Source organism: Acidithiobacillus concretivorus, from assembly GCF_018853445.1.
GTDB lineage: Bacteria > Pseudomonadota > Gammaproteobacteria > Acidithiobacillales > Acidithiobacillaceae > Acidithiobacillus > Acidithiobacillus concretivorus.
Window position 1 is genome coordinate 1 of record NZ_JABELD010000032.1, and the last position, 17,043, is coordinate 17,043.

At 53.3% G+C, this 17,043-nt stretch carries 14 protein-coding genes; 12 read left to right on the plus strand and 2 right to left on the minus strand.

All coding sequences use genetic code 11. The features are described from left to right. The 4 genes from HJG40_RS04815 to HJG40_RS04830 form a co-directional block, all read left to right on the plus strand. Positions 1-1,009, plus strand: a 1,009-nt coding sequence (locus HJG40_RS04815; protein ID WP_497006469.1) for a restriction endonuclease subunit S domain-containing protein, incomplete at its 5' end; no start/stop codon positions are given. After that, positions 1,006-2,199, plus strand: a complete 1,194-nt coding sequence (locus HJG40_RS04820) for an AAA family ATPase (RefSeq protein ID WP_215863133.1) — start codon at positions 1,006-1,008, stop codon at positions 2,197-2,199. The genes HJG40_RS04815 and HJG40_RS04820, both read left to right, overlap by 4 nt. Continuing rightward, complete coding sequence (locus tag HJG40_RS04825; protein WP_215863134.1) at positions 2,196-2,777, plus strand: DUF4276 family protein; 582 nt, start codon at positions 2,196-2,198, stop codon at positions 2,775-2,777. Before HJG40_RS04820 ends, HJG40_RS04825 begins: the two co-directional genes overlap by 4 nt. After that, on the plus strand, positions 2,774-4,228 hold the full coding sequence (locus tag HJG40_RS04830) for a class I SAM-dependent DNA methyltransferase (protein ID WP_215863135.1): 1,455 nt from the start codon (positions 2,774-2,776) through the stop codon (positions 4,226-4,228). Before HJG40_RS04825 ends, HJG40_RS04830 begins: the two co-directional genes overlap by 4 nt. A 34-nt stretch (positions 4,229-4,262) precedes the next feature. Here HJG40_RS04830 and ettA read toward each other — a convergent pair whose 3' ends face one another. After that, positions 4,263-5,930 carry an energy-dependent translational throttle protein EttA gene (gene ettA, locus HJG40_RS04835; protein ID WP_215863136.1) on the minus strand — a complete coding sequence of 556 codons (1,668 nt, stop codon included), beginning with the start codon at positions 5,928-5,930 and terminating at the stop codon, positions 4,263-4,265. A gap of 250 nt (positions 5,931-6,180) precedes the next feature. On the opposite strand from ettA, the gene HJG40_RS04840 reads away from it, so the two are divergent. From HJG40_RS04840 to HJG40_RS04875, 8 genes are all read left to right on the plus strand, one after another. Then, on the plus strand, positions 6,181-6,951 hold the full coding sequence (locus HJG40_RS04840; RefSeq protein ID WP_215863137.1) for a PilZ domain-containing protein: 771 nt from the start codon (positions 6,181-6,183) through the stop codon (positions 6,949-6,951). Positions 6,952-7,198: 247 nt separating this feature from the next. Next, entirely contained in the window at positions 7,199-7,405 is a 207-nt protein-coding gene (locus tag HJG40_RS04845) for a hypothetical protein (RefSeq protein ID WP_215863138.1), read from the plus strand. Next, positions 7,398-10,070, plus strand: coding sequence for an EAL domain-containing protein (locus HJG40_RS04850; protein WP_215863139.1), 2,673 nt, complete (start codon positions 7,398-7,400; stop codon positions 10,068-10,070). The genes HJG40_RS04845 and HJG40_RS04850 overlap by 8 nt, the downstream gene beginning before the upstream one ends. Positions 10,071-10,252: 182 nt before the next feature. Beyond that, positions 10,253-11,623 (plus strand): sugar porter family MFS transporter, encoded by a 1,371-nt coding sequence (locus HJG40_RS04855; protein ID WP_215863140.1) that lies wholly within the window; start codon positions 10,253-10,255, stop codon positions 11,621-11,623. Positions 11,624-11,843: 220 nt separating this feature from the next. Continuing rightward, positions 11,844-13,169: a putative porin gene (locus HJG40_RS04860; protein ID WP_215863141.1), complete on the plus strand. Its 1,326-nt coding sequence runs from the start codon at positions 11,844-11,846 to the stop codon at positions 13,167-13,169. A gap of 22 nt (positions 13,170-13,191) precedes the next feature. Next, entirely contained in the window at positions 13,192-13,710 is a 519-nt protein-coding gene (locus tag HJG40_RS04865; RefSeq protein ID WP_215863142.1) for a DsrE family protein, read from the plus strand. Positions 13,711-13,903: 193 nt separating this feature from the next. Continuing rightward, positions 13,904-15,487, plus strand: a complete 1,584-nt coding sequence (locus HJG40_RS04870) for a GspE/PulE/PilB domain-containing protein (RefSeq protein WP_226857186.1) — start codon at positions 13,904-13,906, stop codon at positions 15,485-15,487. Further along, complete coding sequence (locus HJG40_RS04875; RefSeq protein WP_215863143.1) at positions 15,477-16,658, plus strand: GspE/PulE/PilB domain-containing protein; 1,182 nt, start codon at positions 15,477-15,479, stop codon at positions 16,656-16,658. The genes HJG40_RS04870 and HJG40_RS04875 overlap by 11 nt, the downstream gene beginning before the upstream one ends. A 24-nt stretch (positions 16,659-16,682) precedes the next feature. Here the strand turns inward: HJG40_RS04875 and HJG40_RS04880 are convergent. After that, positions 16,683-17,043, minus strand: a 361-nt coding sequence (locus tag HJG40_RS04880) for a MarC family protein (RefSeq protein WP_303646301.1), incomplete at its 5' end; no start/stop codon positions are given.

Genomic DNA, 17,043 nt, shown 5'->3' on the forward strand with positions numbered 1-17,043 from the left:
GAGTTCGGCCACGCAGAAGAAGCTGGCGCAATACCGCCAGTCGCTGCTCAAGGCCGCCGTGGAAGGCGCGCTCACCGCCGAGTGGCGGCAACAGCACCCGCCCGCCGAAACCGGCGCGCAACTGCTGCAACGCATCTTCACCGAACGCCGCGCCCGCTGGGAAGCCAAGCAGCTCGCCAAGTTCAAGCAGCAAGGCAAGACCCCGCCCAAAGACTGGCAAAAGAAATACCCCGAGCCGGTGCAGCCCGACACCAGCGGTTTGCCGGAGTTGCCGCAGGGGTGGGTGTGGGCGAGTGTGAATCAGTTGTCACCGGATGACTTGGCTAACGGGCGATCAGTCCCGACGGCAGAGACCGGCGCGAAGGTGCTGAGACTGACCGCGATCAAGGCAGGTGCGGTTGACCTGCATGAACGCAAGCTGGGCGCTTGGTCTTCGGAGGAAGCTGCTCCGTTCGCTGTGAGTGAAGGGGATTTGCTGATCGTGCGTGGCAATGGCTCGCTCACTTTGGTTGGCCGCGCAGGGCTCGTGGGGTCTGTCGATGAGCAAGTGGCCTATCCGGACACCATGATTCGGTTGCGAGTTGTGGAGGCGGTGGTCAGCCCCGCTTGGATTGGTCTGGTTTGGGATTCACATGTAGTGCGAAGCCACTTAGAGCGCCGTGCCAGAACTTCGGCGGGCATCTACAAGATCGCCCAGCCAGACATCGTCAGCGCCACAGTTCCCGTGCCGGGACTCGCTGAACAGGTGCTAATCCGACAAGCACTTGCACAGCAGTTAGAGCAACTCGCGGCAATGGAGTCGGCGATGGAGACAGGTCTCAAACAATCCTCCGTCCAGCGCCAGAACATCCTCCGCGCCGCCTTCGCCGGCCAACTGGTGCCGCAAGACCCGTCCGACGAACCGGCCAGCGTGCTGCTGGCGCGCATCCGTGCCGAACGGGCTGCTCACGAAGCCGCGAAAAAGCCGCGCAGCCGAAAATCAGCATCATCTTTGAGGAGTACGCCATGAAAATTGAATCCATGCGCTTGAAGAACTACAAGGCCTTCAAGGATGTGCGTCTGAAGGACATTCCCGCCTTTCTCGTGGTTGTTGGCGCCAATGGGTCTGGAAAGTCCACATTATTTGATGTGTTTGGCTTTTTGCACGATTGCCTTAAAGGCAATGTGCGGCAGGCGCTGGACAAGCGTGGCCGCTTTGCCGAGGTGCTGAGCCGTGGCTGCGATCAACGTAAGGACACCATCCTGATCGAATTGCAATATCGAATGGAAATCACCGGGGTGGAACGATTGGTGACCTATTCGCTGGAAATAGGCGAGCAGAACGGCACACCCGTGGTGCTGAAAGAGCTGCTGCGCTACAAACGCGGGCGCTACGGCAGCCCGTTTCATTTCCTGAGTTTTTCCAAGGGCGAGGGTTACGCCATCACCAATGAAGAAGACTTCAACAAGTCTGATGAAGAGCTGGATCGGGAAACGCAAAAGGTGGCACCCGATACGCTGGCCATTAAGGGTTTGGGTCAGTTTGAGCGGTTCAAGGCGGCCAATGCGTTCCGCAGCCTGATCGAGAACTGGCATGTTTCAGATTTCCACATCAGTGCGGCGCGAGGCCGCAAGGATGCGGCCGGCGAAACCGAGCACCTGTCCGAGACCGGAGAAAACCTGCCTCTGGTCGCGCGCTATCTCCACGAACGGCACCCCGATATTTTTCGCCAGATCTTGTCCACGATGGCTAGACGGGTTCCTGGCGTGCAGGCCGTTGAGCCAGTGTTGATGGACGACGGATATCTCACGCTGCGTTTCCAGGATGGTTCGTTCAAGACGCCGTTTCTCGATCGTTATGTGTCCGACGGCACGATCAAGATGTTCGCCTATCTGGTGCTCTTGCATGATCCCAGACCCCACCCATTGCTCTGCGTGGAGGAGCCGGAAAACCAGCTCTACCCGCAACTGATGGTGGAACTGGCTGAGGAGTTCCGAAGCTACGCCAACCGGGGGGGGCAGGTTTTTGTCTCGACGCATTCACCTGATTTTTTGAACGCGCTCGAACTTGAGGAAGTCTGTTGGCTGGTCAAGCGGCAGGGCTGCACGGAAATTCACCGCGCCAAGGATGACGCGCAGATCGCTGCTTATGTGGCAGAGGGCGATCAGCTCGGCTATCTGTGGAAGCAGGGATTCTTTGGCGGGGTTGATCCGCAATGAGTGAACTGGTGTTTCTGCTCGAAGAGCCTTCTGCCAAGGCAATGCTGGAGTCATTGCTGCCGCGCATGCTGAATGCGGGGGTCACTTTCCGATGCATTCCATTTGAAGGCAAACAGGATCTCGAAAAGCAGTTGATGCGCAAGATCCGAGCGTATCAAAACGATCAGGCGCGATTTATCGTGCTGCGCGATCAGGACAGCAGCCCGGACTGCACCCTGATCAAAAGAAATTTATTGGATTTGTGTCAAAAGTCCGGCAAAGCAGATCGCTGCTTGGTTCGTATCGTGTGTCGCGAACTGGAAAGTTTTTATCTGGCCGATTTGCAGGCGGTGGAACAGGCTCTGGGTATCAATGGCTTGGCGTCGCACCAAGGGAAGAAAAAATTCAGAACACCTGATGCGTTGGGAAGCCCGAGCAAAGAACTCAGGAATATGACAAAGCAGCGTTACGAAAAAATCGCCGGTTCGCGCGCGATTGGCCAACACCTGACCATCGAGAACGACCGATCACCCAGCTTCCGCAATTTGATCGCCGCGATCCGACGCATGGAAGGCGAACTTCTTGGAGCAAACGCATGAACACCTCCACCCTCGTCCAAAAAGTCTGGAATTTCTGCCACACCCTGCGTGACGACGGTGTGGGCTATGGCGATTACCTTGAACAGCTCACCTACCTGCTGTTCCTGAAGCTGGCGCACGAATACGCGCAGGCGCCCTACCACCGCAACACGCAGATTCCGCCGGGGTTCGACTGGGCTAGCCTGCGCGGCAAGATCGGTGAGCCGCTGGAGGCGCATTACCTTGCCACACTGCACAAGCTGGGGCAGGAATCGGGCATGCTGGGCGCGATTTTTTTCAAGGCGCAAAACAAGATTCAAGACCCCGCCAAGCTGTCGCGCCTGGTGCAGATGATCGACGCGGAAAACTGGATCAGCCTGGACACCGACACCAAGGGCGACCTGTACGAAGGGCTGCTGCAAAAGAATGCGGAAGACACCAAAAGCGGCGCGGGGCAGTATTTCACGCCGCGCGCGCTGATCGAGGCGATGGTGGCCTGCGTGCGCCCCGAGCCAATGAAGACCATTGCCGACCCGGCCTGCGGCACCGGCGGTTTTTTTCTGGGCGCCTACAACTGGCTGACGCGCTCGGGCGCGCAACTGAACAAGGCGCAAAAAGAGTTTCTGCGTGACCAGACCTTTCACGGCAACGAGATCGTGCCCAACACGCGCCGCATGTGCCTGATGAACCTGTTTTTGCACAGCATTGGCGAGCTGGATGGCGAGCCGCTGGTGGCGCGTTCGGATGCGCTGATTTCCGAGCCGAGCGCCAAGGTGGACTATGTGCTGGCCAATCCGCCCTTCGGCAAGAAGAGCAGCATGACCATCACCAACGAGGAGGGCGAGGAAGACCGCGACGCACTGACCTACGAGCGCCAGGACTTCTGGGAAACCACCTCGAACAAGCAGCTCAATTTTTTGCAGCACATCGTCAGCATGCTGAAGCTGGACGGCAAGGCCGCCGTGGTGCTGCCTGACAACGTTTTGTTCGAGGGCGGCGCGGGCGAAAAGATCCGCAAGAAGCTGCTGGAAACCTGCGATGTACACACCATCCTGCGCCTGCCGACGGGCATTTTCTACGCGCAGGGCGTCAAGGCCAACGTGGTGTTTTTCGACGCCAAACCCAAGGACGGCAAGGTGCATACCCGGGGCGTGTGGTTCTACGACCTACGCACCAACAAGCACTTCACCCTGAAAACCCGCACGCTCAAGCTGGACGACCTGCAGGACTTCATCACCTGCTACCACCCGGAAAATCGCCACGCGCGCGTGGCTAACGAACGGTTCAAGTTCTTCAGCTACGAAGAATTGATGGCTCGCGACAAGGCCAGCCTGGACATCTTCTGGTTGAAGGACGACAGCCTGGATAACCTGGCCGAATTGCCACCGCCGGATGTATTACAGCAGGAGATCATCGACCATCTGGAAGCCGCATTGGCTTCATTCCGGGATGTGGCCCTCAGGCTTCGCTGAGAAGCTTGTATGAGGTCTGAGTCTAGCCTGCCATTCAGCGAACAATCGGCTTGTAGCGCAAGCGATGCGGTTTTGCCCCCTCTTCACCCAGACGACGCTTTTTGTCGGCTTCGTATTCATGGTAATTGCCGGCAAAAAATTCGACATGACCATCGCCCTCAAAGGCGATGATATGGGTGGCGATGCGATCCAGAAACCAGCGATCATGAGAAATGACCAGGACGCTACCGGCAAATTCCAGCAGGGCATCTTCCAGGGCCCGCAAGGTTTCCACATCCAGATCATTAGACGGTTCGTCCAGCAGCAGCACGTTACCACCGGCAATCAGCGTTTTCGCAAGATGCAGGCGACCGCGTTCTCCACCCGATAACTGGCCCACCAGTTTCTGCTGGTCGTTCCCCTTGAAATTGAAGCGACCACAGTAGGCGCGCGACTGGATTTCGAATTTGCCAACGGTCAGAATATCCAGGCCTCCCGAAATTTCTTCCCAGACATTGCTTTTGGCTACCAAGGCATCGCGGGACTGATCCACGTAAGCCAGTTTGACGGTAGAGCCGATGCTTACTTCGCCGCTGTCGGCCTGTTCCTGACCTATGATCATCCGGAAAAAAGTGGACTTACCGGCGCCATTGGGGCCAATCACGCCGACGATGGCACCCGGAGGAATCTTGAAGCTGAGATTTTCAAACAGAAGCTTGTCGCCGAAGCCTTTACTGACATCTTTGAATTCAATGACTTCATTGCCGAGTCGCTCGGCAACGGGAATGAAAATTTCCGACGTTTCATTGCGCGTCTGGTATTCGTAGGAGCTGAGTTCTTCAAAGCGGGCCAGGCGGGCTTTGCTCTTGCTTTGCCGGCCCTTGGCATTCTGCCGTACCCACTCCAGTTCCTGTTGCATGGCTTTGATGCGCGAAGCTTCGCTGCGTGCTTCCTGTTCCAGGCGTTTTTCTTTCTGCTCCAGCCAGGCCGAGTAATTGCCTTTGTAGGGAAAGCCACGGCCGCGATCCAGTTCCAGAATCCATTCGGCGGCGTTGTCCAGGAAATAGCGGTCATGGGTGACCGCCACCACTGTCCCGCTGAAGCGCTGCAGATACTGCTCCAGCCAATCTACGGACTCGGCGTCCAGATGGTTGGTGGGCTCATCGAGAAGCAGCATGTCGGGACGGCTGATAAGCAGGCGGCAGAGGGCAATGCGGCGCTTTTCCCCACCAGAAAGAGGACCCACCAACGCATCCCAAGGAGCCAGGCGCAAAGCATCCGCAGCCACTTCCATCTGCAGTTCTGCCTGGTGCCCGTCACTGGCGGCGACAATGGCTTCCAGTCGTCCCTGCTCGGCAGCCAGGGCATCAAAATCGGCGTCTGGTTCGGCATAAGCGGCATAGACGGCTTCAAGCTGTTGCTGCGCATCAATGATTTCGCCGAGTCCTTCCTCCACCACCTGACGCACGGTTTTGTTGGGATCGACATCGGGTTCCTGAGGCAGATAGCCAATTTTCAGGTCCGGCATGGGCAGGGCTTCGCCCTCAAACTCCCGATCCACGCCGGCCATGATTTTCATCAGGGTGGATTTCCCCGAGCCATTCAGCCCCAAAACCCCGATTTTCGCACCAGGGAAAAAGGATAGAGAGATGTCTTTGAGCAGCGCACGCTTGGGCGGTACGGTTTTACTCAGGTGATTCATGGTAAATACATATTGGGCCATGGCGGGTTCCATCCGGGAGCGTGGTGGGTTGATTGCGGGGCAGTGTAGCGCAGACCAGAGAACTTGTGGACACCTTCCCGACAGGTTGCTTTAGCCGTGGTGTTTGTTCCTTTATGACATTAGGTGTAACATTTTTGGTAAGAAAGTTTCTAAAATTTTCACGCGTAAATTTTCATTGAACTTTTCTGGATGACCCCTAGTGTTTGCTCGCCCGGATCATGGGGTCTATCCAACTGTTTTTGGAGGGTATATGGGGCTGACTTCTGACAATACAGAGTTGGGTATGATGCTGCCACTGAGAAGCGGGCTCAGCATTGCAGAATATCAGCAAACTTTGGTTGAGGAGTTTGGTGAAGCTATTTTTGAAGATATTCCGGAGAGGTTATGTTCAGAAAGGTCTGCGGAGGGTTTGGGAGATGCCGTAATTTTTTCGGCGGACAGCAGTGATTCTGGCGCACACTTTTATTTTGATGGCTGTGAATCGGAGAGTCTGCTTTTCCGCTTGAAAGGTGTTTTTGCGCGGGAAGACTATAAGAAAGCCCTGATTTTTGTTGAATTGGGTGACTTTATTTTTATGTTTTTTTCGGATCTGAAATACTTGTTTGAAGGGCGCTATTATTTTGATGTGCCGCGTATGATCTACCGCAGAGCCTCGCGCAGAGCCAAACGGGTACGACTGGAAGGCGCTATTACCTTACGTAAGGTGGGTGGCGTGGAGATGGTGGGGCAACTACACGATTTCAGTCCTAGCGGTGCCAGCTTTTTTGCGCCTAAAGGTTCATATCAGCCCGGTGAAAATGTGCTTGCTGAATTTACCATTGCTGACTGCGGAACCTGTGAAACGGTGGTTACGATTGTCCGTGTTCAAGAAGAAGGGGTACCAATGGGTCAGTGCCTGGTCGGAATCCGGATGTCTCTCACCCGCGATCAAAAAAAACGTGCTGAGCACTTATATTTATGTAAAAAGGCCGAGGAAATTCAGAAGCGCCCGGAATACTCCAGAAATAGCCGCATTTTTTGATAAAAAGTAAAATTTTGACGGATTGATTTTGCCCGCCTAATTTTTAAATAAGAGCATAAGAAAATAATGATATTTTTATAAAGTGCTGTTACTTGGTGTTACATTTATGATCTATAAGAGAAATATTGGTTTCTCTTTTTGCTTTTTTGTCCCGGAAGTTGTATCGTTTACTTTACAAATCCAGGTAATTTTCCTGGTAACAAATAGATGGCTATCAGAATGAGTGAGTGAGGTTGGAGTAAGAATCATGTCTATTACAAAACCTGATAATGATCAGGGCGGGCAAAAAGCGGCGGTAATAAAACAAGTGGCGCTCTCAGAATGGGCATGGGTAATGCTCAAGGAGCTGAGCGTTTTCTATGGGGTAAGCCCGACGGAAACACTGGAAAGCCTGGTGCTGGATGCGGTTCTGTCCAAACAGGGAAGTTGTACGGCTTTTTGCAGTGATGAATAGTCCCTTTTACAGAGCAGATAATCTGGTCAGTTTTTTGGGGCTGGATAGTGAAGATTTCATTTTATTAGACCAGTATTGGGGTTTATTTGCCCAAAGTGCAGAACAGCTGGCCCGGGATTTTTATAACTACCTGTTTTCACATCCGGCTACCGCCGCAGCTTTCAGAAACTTTTCAGAGGCGCAAATTGAAGCCCTGGTTCAGCGTCAAGCGGAGCATGGGTATGGTCTTCTGAACAACCAACTGAATCCTTCCTGGCAGGCTGCCATGCAGCAACTGGGCGCCAAACACCACCATTTAGGCATTGATCCTGCTTGGCTGGCCGGTGGCTACACCATTTACTGGCGGCATTGGCAGCCAATTTTGGAAAAGCACGTTCCAACCGAATACCAGTCGCGCCTGGGACAAATCCTCATCAGTCTGCTGATGGGTGACTTGATGTGTCAGTTAAGTGGCTACGCCCGGGCAGCGCGGGAAACGGATGGTGAGCGAAGCGCCGTTTTTGATGTGTTGCTCGATACCCTGGCAAGCACCCGTATTGAAAAAGATACGGAAAACGTCAGTCTTTTACAGGTGTTGTGTGAACGCTTGCCGCGTAAAAGTCGTTATATCACCCTGGCTGGCTATTTTCTGTGCTCCAATAGGGTCAATGATCTATTGACTCTGGAAGCGTCAGCCGGTTTGCGCTTGTCCATGCCCTATCTACCTTATTCGGCAGAAGATCCCTGTTGGCAGGCCTTGCAACAAAACCAGGCCCTAGTTTACTCCAGTGATGATCCTGCAGCACCGGAATGGATCCGGAAATTGCGACCCCGCGTTCAGGAGATGGTGTTTCTGCCTTTTTCGTCGGGTGACTTGCAAGGTTTAGGTTTTATTGGCGCCCGGGCAAAAGGATATTTCAAAAGAATCGGGTCAGATTATTTTGAGGCGTTTGCCCATCTTGGTGAAATTGTTTTGCAATTACGTAATCGCATGCTTCGGGATCCCTTGACTCAAGTGCCCAATCGCCTTTTATTTATGGACCGCCTGGAAATCGCCCGCCGGCAGGCCAGTCGAGACGAGACTTTACTCGGGGTAGTGCTGCTCGATCTGGATGGTTTCAAGCCGGTCAATGACCGTTTTGGACATGGTGCGGGTGATCGTTTGCTGCTTTCTGTCACCCAACGGATTCGTCAATGTTTGCGTTCGGGCGATACCTTGGGAAGGTTGGGAGGGGACGAATTCGGTCTGCTTTTTCCGTCGCTGAGTTCCATAGACGACCTGGACTTCATTTGTGGCCGGATTTTGGAAGCCGTGCGGACGCCCGTGGAAATCGATGGCGAGTGGATTCATGTGAGTGCCAGTCTGGGAGTGACATTATATCCTCTGGATGAAGTATCCGTAGAAACACTTTTGGCGCATGCGGACATGGCATTATATGCGGCAAAAAAACAGGGAGGAGATCAGCTCAGCCTGTATAGTCTGACTCTGGATGAGGCCGCACAAAACGCGGCTAATATGCGACTGCTTCTCGAAAAGGGGCTTAAAAATCATCAATTGGTGTTATATTACCAGCCAATTGTCAACAGTTTTGGTGGCGTATCGGGGGTTGAATCCCTGATTCGAATTCTTGATCCTGAACGGGGTTTGCTGGGTCCCGCAGCATTCTGGGCCGGCCTGGATCATCATCGCTATGCCCGGGATGTGGGTATTTTTGTGATGGATGCTGCTTTTCGGCAAGGTCAAATCTGGCAGCAACAAGGACTTGCCTTGCGTGTTTCCGTTAATATCAGTGCACATCATTTACTGGATGCACGTTTCCTGGACGATCTGGAAAGGGCTCTACGAAAATATCCCGGTTTACCTGCTGGGCAGATCGAAATCGAAATTACCGAATCAGCACCACTTAAGGATCTCATTCATGCCCAGGAGCGACTGACGGCCTGCAATGATTTGGGTGTGCGTGTGGCGCTGGATGACTTTGGAACCGGAAACGCTTCTTTGACCTATCTTCAGCAGCTCCCCGCTCAGTCCGTTAAGCTGGATCAAAGCTTTGTTCGCGACATGATCAATGACCCCAAGGACCTGGCTATTGTGGCAGCCGTTATTACTGCCAGTCGTATGTTGGGTCTGGATGTGATTGCGGAAGGGGTGGAAACAGAAGCCCATGCTAAATTACTGGCGAAAATGGGTTGTGGTCACTTGCAGGGATATTTGTTTGCCAAGCCCATGCCCGGAGAAGATATTCCCCTTTGGTTGCGTCAGTTCAAAAGTCTGAATTTGAGTATGCTCAGCCATTCTTCCATTGATATTTTGCCGACTTTGCTGGAAGGTCATGGGCAACGGACCGAGAATTTTCTGCTGGCCATGCGCGAGCAAAAATCCATTCCGCATCATGTATTGGATCAGGATGCCGAAGAAAAATGCCATCTTGGACGCTGGCTGAAGGGGGACGGATCCTTGCGTTTTGGCGATCAGTCCGGGTTTTTGCAGATTTTGCAGCGCCACGAAAAAATACATCATCTGGCACGTCAGGCAAAACTGGCGCTGGATAACGGCGATGTGGCCAATGCTCTATATCTGGGCTCCGTTCTTGAGTGTGAAAATAACAAAATGATTAAGGAATTGCGTAATCTGGTCTATGACGAAGAGAGTGCGTTGAGTTGTAGCCATGGTACCCAGCATTAAGCGCCAGAAACGCGCCCATACAGTTGCCGATGCCAAGTTGTGCCAGCGCCGAGGTTCGCCAGCTCACATTAATCGCCATAATAACGATGGGCATGCCTTGTACGGGTGCCATTACCTGCAGTAGAAACTGGCATTGGCTTTCTTCATTGCCTAATTAATATTCATGAAGTTTTGGGGGTGGCATGCTGCAGCCCGAGCTGTCAGTAAAACATCAAGATTGGCGATTTGTGCTGATTGCTGTGATAGCTGGTCTGGGTGGCCTCCTGTTTGGTTATGGAACCGGGGTGGTTGCTGGGGTTTTGCTCTTTCTGGCCCATGACTTCCAGCTCAATGGCAGCATGCAGGGATTGTTCGTGGCGGTGGCCTTGGCCGGTGCCGCGTTGGGCGCCGCTGTTTCCGGGTTGCTGGCAGACCGCTGGGGGCGGCGCCGGGTTTTGCTGGCAACTGCCGCACTGTTTGTTTTCGGAAGTCTTCTGGCAGCTTTGGCCAACAGTGTGGCACTCCTTTTTCTGGGGCGCGCCTTTCTGGGACTCGCCATTGGGGTGGCTTCAACCGTGACTCCGCTTTACCTGGCCGAAATTACCACGCCAGAGCGGCGCGGGGCCATTGTCACCATTAATCAGCTGTACATCAGCATCGGGATTTTCATTTCCTATGGGGTCGATCTCCTGTTTAGCGATCTTGGCAGTGGCTGGCGCTGGATGCTGGGCTTAGGAGCCTTGCCCGCACTTATTCTTTTTGTGGGAATGTGGATATTGCCGGAGAGTCCGCGCTGGCTCATCAGGCAAGGGCTCATCGTTCGGGCCGAATCCGCTTTGCAGTATTTGCGCAGTACTGCGCAGGTGACAAAAGAGTTGGAATCCTTACAGCAGGGCAATACGAACACGCAGAACATGGCGCTGCGTAGCCTGTTCAATAACCGGAAGCTGCGCCACCTGATGATCATTGCTGTCGGCCTGGCCATTTTTCAGCAGGTGACTGGTATCAATATCGTTTTATACTATGCACCGAAGATTTTGCAGGAGACTGGTTTGTCCTCTCCTTTCATGGCCATTCTGGCGACGGGCGGCATCGGCTTGGTGAATGTCCTGGCAACCATTATTTCCATGCGCTTTTTGGATAGTCTGGGACGTCGTAAATTGTTGTTATGGGGATTGTGGGGGATGCTGATCAGCTTGCTGGCCCTCTCGCTGGAGTTTTTAACCAATTTGCAGGGAGTCTTGGGGGCTGCGCTCATCGTTGTGACGTCGGCAGTGTTTGTCGCTTTTTTCGCGATGAGTTTAGGGCCGATATTCTGGTTGTTGATTTCTGAAATTTTCCCGCTGGCTATTCGTGGTCGCGCCATGAGTCTGGCCACGGTGATCAACTGGCTGTCTAACATGCTGGTGGCCGGAGTTTTTCTGGATCTCGTTGGCGCTATTGGCCGTGGTGCGACATTTCTGATTTACGCCCTCATGACTTTTTTGGCCATACTATTCACGCTGAAGCTGGTGCCAGAAACCAAAGGCTTGAGTCTCGAAGAAATAGAGCGACAATTTATTAGTATTCCTTAATAAATGAATATGGATTATTTGTTGTGTTCTTTTAAGCACAATTCCTTGTGCTATTTTGTCCGCATCAGCTGATCCTCTTCACCAATAAGCTTGGATTTCATGGTGGCACGAACCTTGCTGCCATTTTTTGTAGGGCGAAGGTCAGCGGTATTCCCGAGTTGTTGGTCGTCGCTTATTTCATAATATAAAAATTCAGCCAAAACATTGCGAGGTGATGAACATGTATCACGGCCATAAAATTTCCAGAAACACGCTTATTGTCGCAGCAGCCATGCTTGGTTTATCCCCGTTAGCCCATGCCGCCAACTGGTTTGAATTGCAGGGGATATCTCCTGCCAAAGCCCCGATATTTGGTGTTTCTGGGTTTATTGAGCCCAGTCTTTATGCGCAACCCGGTAATGAAGACAGCCTTGAAAATAACCAGATCCCGCACATTGATCTTATAGCGCCCGGATTTTCGCAAAGCACTACCGCTAATATTCTGCGAGCACGAATCATGTTGCGCGGAAACCTGAACAAGCATATTTCCTATTTTTTTGGTGGGGAGTTTGGTGATAATGGTTTCACGCATGTGCGTGGCAGTTATCAACCTGGTCTTATTGATGGGCATTTTACCTTCAGTTATATTCCAGGGGCCAGAATTGAAGCGGGCCTTATTCGTGCGCCTAGTGCCGAAGGAGCCATGCAAGGATTCATGAGTTATAACTTTGTGTTGTCATCGACGATGATTGGGCAATTGATGCAGCAACCAATGTATAACTCCAGCAATCCTTACAAAATCAATACTAAACTGAATGCCTACTTGATTAATGGTCAACAGACTCTGGGTGTTAATGCCTTCCGCTATCCAGGCATCATGGCCTTTGACTGGTTCCGTAACGGTCACTGGGAATTTACCTACGGCGCCATGATTGGAATGTTTGGCACGGTGGCCGCCGGCAATCAATCCAGCAGTCCTTTGTATGCAGCGCGCTTGCAGGAAGCTTATATATTCGGGGGGAAAGGACCCTTCCGTAGCGATGTGCAGGCGGGTATCTGGTATCAACATGCCAGCCCTGAATTGAATGACACCAGTTACAGTATGAATCGCTACGGCGTGGATGTGCAGTATTTGCAGGGTTATATGCACCAATGGGGCAGGCAATTCCGCTTCCAGTACATGCGTGGTACCGGCTGGATATCGGCAGCTTCGGCATTCAGCAGCGCCCCTGGTCTGGCTGCACCACTGACCAACACCCAACTTTATCCCGGCAGTCAGAACACGGCTAATGGTTACATGCTGGAAGGCGGCTTGTTTTTGACCAAGCATATTGAAGCGAATTTACGTTATGACTATTACGATCGCTTGCCAAATGACCCGGCACAGCAACGCATATTCAAAACCTGGGCTATTGGTCTGCAATATCATTTCACGCCACTGACCAAAATCATGGCCGGTTACTACTTCCGAACGCTGGATGTGCCGCATCAGCCTAACCCAGTTGCGAATAGTATTTCCGATGCCGTGGATAATGAATTTGCCATGCAGGCGATGATTGCCTTTTGATGAAGATAACGAGGAGATGGTAATGTTATTGAAGAACTTTTTGAAAATGGCCGTATTAGCCAGCGCTCTGCCGGTGATGGGCATGTTGGGCATGACCACTGCTTCGGCTAATGTTGATTCGGCCAATGTGTCAATGCTCCATGATTTTCACTTTAATCACCCCACTTTTATTCATAACTTGCCTTTTGCTCAGCATCATGTGGTGATCCAGGTCAGTCAGGATAATCCCGCGCGCTGGAATCTCACCTTGAATAATGCCCAGAACCTACTCAATTATTTTGGTCAGGAGAAAGTTCAGGTTGTCGTCGTGGCGTTTGGTCCGGGCATCAAAATGTATCTGCCCAACAGTCCGGTGGCGAGTCGCATTGCCGCGATTAATGCTGAGGGGGTGGAGTTTGATGTGTGTCATAACAGCATGGAAGCCTTCAAGAAGAAAACCGGGCATCTTCCCAAGCTGGATCCTTCGGTAGTCATTGTTCCAGCAGGTATCGTCCGCATCATGCAGCTGGAGCACGCTGGCTTTAGCTATATCAAGCCCTAATATTTTACGATCGTTCTTCCGTCCTTAGGATGCAAAAGACAGCTTGCTGTCTCTGCATCCTTTTTTAATGGATGCGTCCATAATTTCTATCTCTATTCTGAAATTTTATTGCCTGCGACTTTGGCTGGTCAGTGCGGCCACGATTTGTTTATAATGGGCGGTTTGCATCTGCGTATCCGCGCAGGTACGCAGCTTGCGCAGCGCGGCCGGCATTCTGCCGCTGAACATTATTATTTGGGGTATTACGATAGAAGCATTAGCAAAAGAGAAACAGCTCGATGATTTGACGGACCGCTACGGTTGTCCTGTGGTCGAATATGACGAGGGCTTGGCTGCATCGCAGGCGATCCTCCGCCGACTGGACGTGGACATGCTCAGAAACGAATTATGGTTGCCTGTAGCCTGGACGGCGGATAGCGCTGAAGTGATTGTTTGTACAGCCGATGATCCCGCTTTGCTGGCGCATATCCGGCAAACCCTTGGCGTCGCAAACCTCACATTCCGGGTGGCCACGCGCCCCGATCTGATTCGCCTGATTGAAAACAGCGCTGATCTGAATGATGATTTTCCCGTTTATGGCGGACGTACCCCACTGGCCAAAGTCCGTACCTATCTGGCCGGAGAACGCACCCGCTACTCCGCTCAACGAACCCGTTTTGCGCGCAGCCGCACCGGGCTTGCCTTGGCACGTACGGGGGTGGCGTTGACCAGTATTGGTGTCGCTTTTTTGCGCTTGTTCGGTGGCGGGGCCTGGTTGTTTTTTGAAATTCCACTGATGGTTTTTGGGCTGCTTGCCATGATTGACGGCCTGCTCTGGTATTTGCCAGCGCGTCGGGAATCCCGCGCCATCACAACCTATCTCCCCTACGAAGTTCCGGAAAACTATTCCGCCCTGAATGTGATTGATCCGGGCGGGCAGATGGCCTTTCGACGGAGTTCGGTGGTTGCAGGATCTGCCGATTTGCGCGAGGCCTGGGACGCACTTTCTCCGGTTGAAAGGCGGCGTTTTCTGGCGAATGACCGGACGAATCTCGCCGAAGAACGCACCATTCTGGCTTATCTGCGGACGATGATGGCCAAGGCGCGAACAGGACTCGCCTTTGCCCGGACGGGTGTCGCTTTTGCGGCTATCGGTATTGGCTTTATCCGTAAATTTCCTATTGGCCCCTGGTCGATTTTTGACTGGAGTCTCATTGCGATTGGCCTTTTCATGCTGGTAGAGGGGTTCCTCTGGTACCATCCCGGGCGAGACGCCGCCAATAGGGCTCTGGAAGCGGTGAGTAATGCCCAAGGCAAACGTGGGCCTTGGGATCTTATTTTTCCCTCCTTATGTCTTTATGCCCACAAAATAGATCCGGTAGTGGAAGCCAATGCCGATCAGGCGCGTCCTGGGGTTTTTGCAACTACTGGCCTGGCCCTGGAGCGCACTATCCTTGCGGATAAACGCAACGTCATGTCGCGGCTGCGGACGGTCATGGCCCGGGCGCGTACCGGGATGGCTTTCATCCGCACCGGCTTCAGCATCATGACGGTGGGCGCCGGACTTTATATCTATTTCGGTTTTACCGGCCATGTAGACATCCTCTGGACAATTTTTGATGCCGTTTTGGTGGTCGTTGGTCTGTACCTTATTGTTGATGGCCTGCGCTGGTATTTGCCGGCGGAACGGGTCAAACGCCGTTCACCACTGGTCGACGGTAGTTTTGAAATCGCCGATGCCGATTACAGTCAACCGAAAAGCGCCTGGAAGCGCAGCTATTATCCACATGAACACTGAAATATCGCCCTATTATCCCCTGGTTGAGCAGGGCCTTCTGAGTGAAGTCCTGCTCCAGTCGGCAATGCGAAGTGCGGCCAAGCGTGGGATCGACGCCGAACGCATCTTATTGAAGGAATTGGCAGTGACGCGCTGCGCCTTGCTGGACGCGCTAGCCCGGCATTATGACTGCGCTTTCACGCAATATGATGAACGCCTGCCCGTACCACAGCTGTTTTCCGGCCTGGATGGCAAGGTACTCCGCGCCGGAGAGTGGTTTCCGATCCGGCAGATGGGGGACACGGTCATTATCGCTGCAGCTGACCCTAACAACCCGAGTATGCGTGCCCAGGTTCAGGAATTGGTTCCGGCTCATCATTACGAATTTCGTGTTGCGCTCAAAGAAGACATACGCTGGTACATACAGGACTATATGCATGCCGAGGCACCCTTGCTCATTGGCATTGAGCGCACGGGCCTGGCCTATTGGCGCAATACCATGGCGCACTGGCGTACCAAGCTGGCGGCGCACCGCACGGCTCATGCCCGCGCCCGGACGGCCATGAAGTTACTGCGTTGGGGGCTTGCCATGGTGGCACTGGCCAACGTGCTGACCAAAGTCACCCACAACGACCTCTCATCCTATCATCTGTTGATTTTGTTGGCCGGCATTTTCCTGGCACTGATGGGCTTGTTTGATTACCTGAAAGTGCGTGGCAGCCGTATGGATTTACCCTGCCAAAGTGCTTTGATTGATATTACGACCGAGAACGTGCGCTTTACCGATCGCTATCACCTGCCCGAAGCGCCGGTTGAGGCCGAGGATGGCAGTGCCCTGGCGAGACTGGCTGCGGCCATTCCCCATTATTGTTCAATTTTGCGCCCGGTCCCGGCCAGCAAGGAGCGCACCCATCTGGCCCGCGAGCGCAATATGCTCGCCGCTCAGCGCACCATTGCCGCCAGTCACCGCGCCTCTTACGCGCGCGCCCGAACCGGGCTATCGCTGATCCGCACCGGTGTGGCATTTATCGGTCTGGGTCTGGCCCTACACAAAATACTGGGCGCAACACCCTACAGTTTCACCGATTATATTCTGATTGCTGCGGGCTGCCTGATGCTGCTGGATGGTCTTTTCTGGTATCTGCCGGCTCGCCGGCTCAAATATGGCTTGGGGCGCGACATCAAGCCCTAGGTCTAATCCAGGTTGAGGCGCTGATCAGCTGGTGCTGACATGCACCAGGCCGGGAAAAAGTGCAGCCAGGCCATTGGCAATGAAGGTGACGGCAATGGCGGCCAGGACCAGCCCGAAAATTCGGGTGGATATGTTGATGCCGGTTACGCCCAGACGCCGTGACAACGGCCGGGCCAGGCGCAGCGCCGCGTAGGCGACGCCAGCAATGATCAGGATGTCCAGAATCAATAGCCCGCTGGCAAACCAGGAAGCATTTTTATGATGGGCAATAATCACTGTAATCATGGTGCCCGGACCCGCCATCAGCGGAATAGCCAGTGGTACCACGGCTACCGCCTCTTTGCTCATGCCTTCGGCCGTTTCTTCCGGAGTGTGGCGGTAGCGG

Coding starts and splice junctions, on each gene's coding strand:
- HJG40_RS04820 (WP_215863133.1), top strand. CDS start 1,006: ATGAAAATTGAATCCATGCGCTTGAAGAACTACAAGGCCTTCAAGGAT.
- HJG40_RS04825 (WP_215863134.1), top strand. CDS start 2,196: ATGAGTGAACTGGTGTTTCTGCTCGAAGAGCCTTCTGCCAAGGCAATG.
- HJG40_RS04830 (WP_215863135.1), top strand. CDS start 2,774: ATGAACACCTCCACCCTCGTCCAAAAAGTCTGGAATTTCTGCCACACC.
- ettA (WP_215863136.1), bottom strand. CDS start 5,930: ATGGCCCAATATGTATTTACCATGAATCACCTGAGTAAAACCGTACCG.
- HJG40_RS04840 (WP_215863137.1), top strand. CDS start 6,181: ATGGGGCTGACTTCTGACAATACAGAGTTGGGTATGATGCTGCCACTG.
- HJG40_RS04845 (WP_215863138.1), top strand. CDS start 7,199: ATGTCTATTACAAAACCTGATAATGATCAGGGCGGGCAAAAAGCGGCG.
- HJG40_RS04850 (WP_215863139.1), top strand. CDS start 7,398: ATGAATAGTCCCTTTTACAGAGCAGATAATCTGGTCAGTTTTTTGGGG.
- HJG40_RS04855 (WP_215863140.1), top strand. CDS start 10,253: ATGCTGCAGCCCGAGCTGTCAGTAAAACATCAAGATTGGCGATTTGTG.
- HJG40_RS04860 (WP_215863141.1), top strand. CDS start 11,844: ATGTATCACGGCCATAAAATTTCCAGAAACACGCTTATTGTCGCAGCA.
- HJG40_RS04865 (WP_215863142.1), top strand. CDS start 13,192: ATGTTATTGAAGAACTTTTTGAAAATGGCCGTATTAGCCAGCGCTCTG.
- HJG40_RS04875 (WP_215863143.1), top strand. CDS start 15,477: ATGAACACTGAAATATCGCCCTATTATCCCCTGGTTGAGCAGGGCCTT.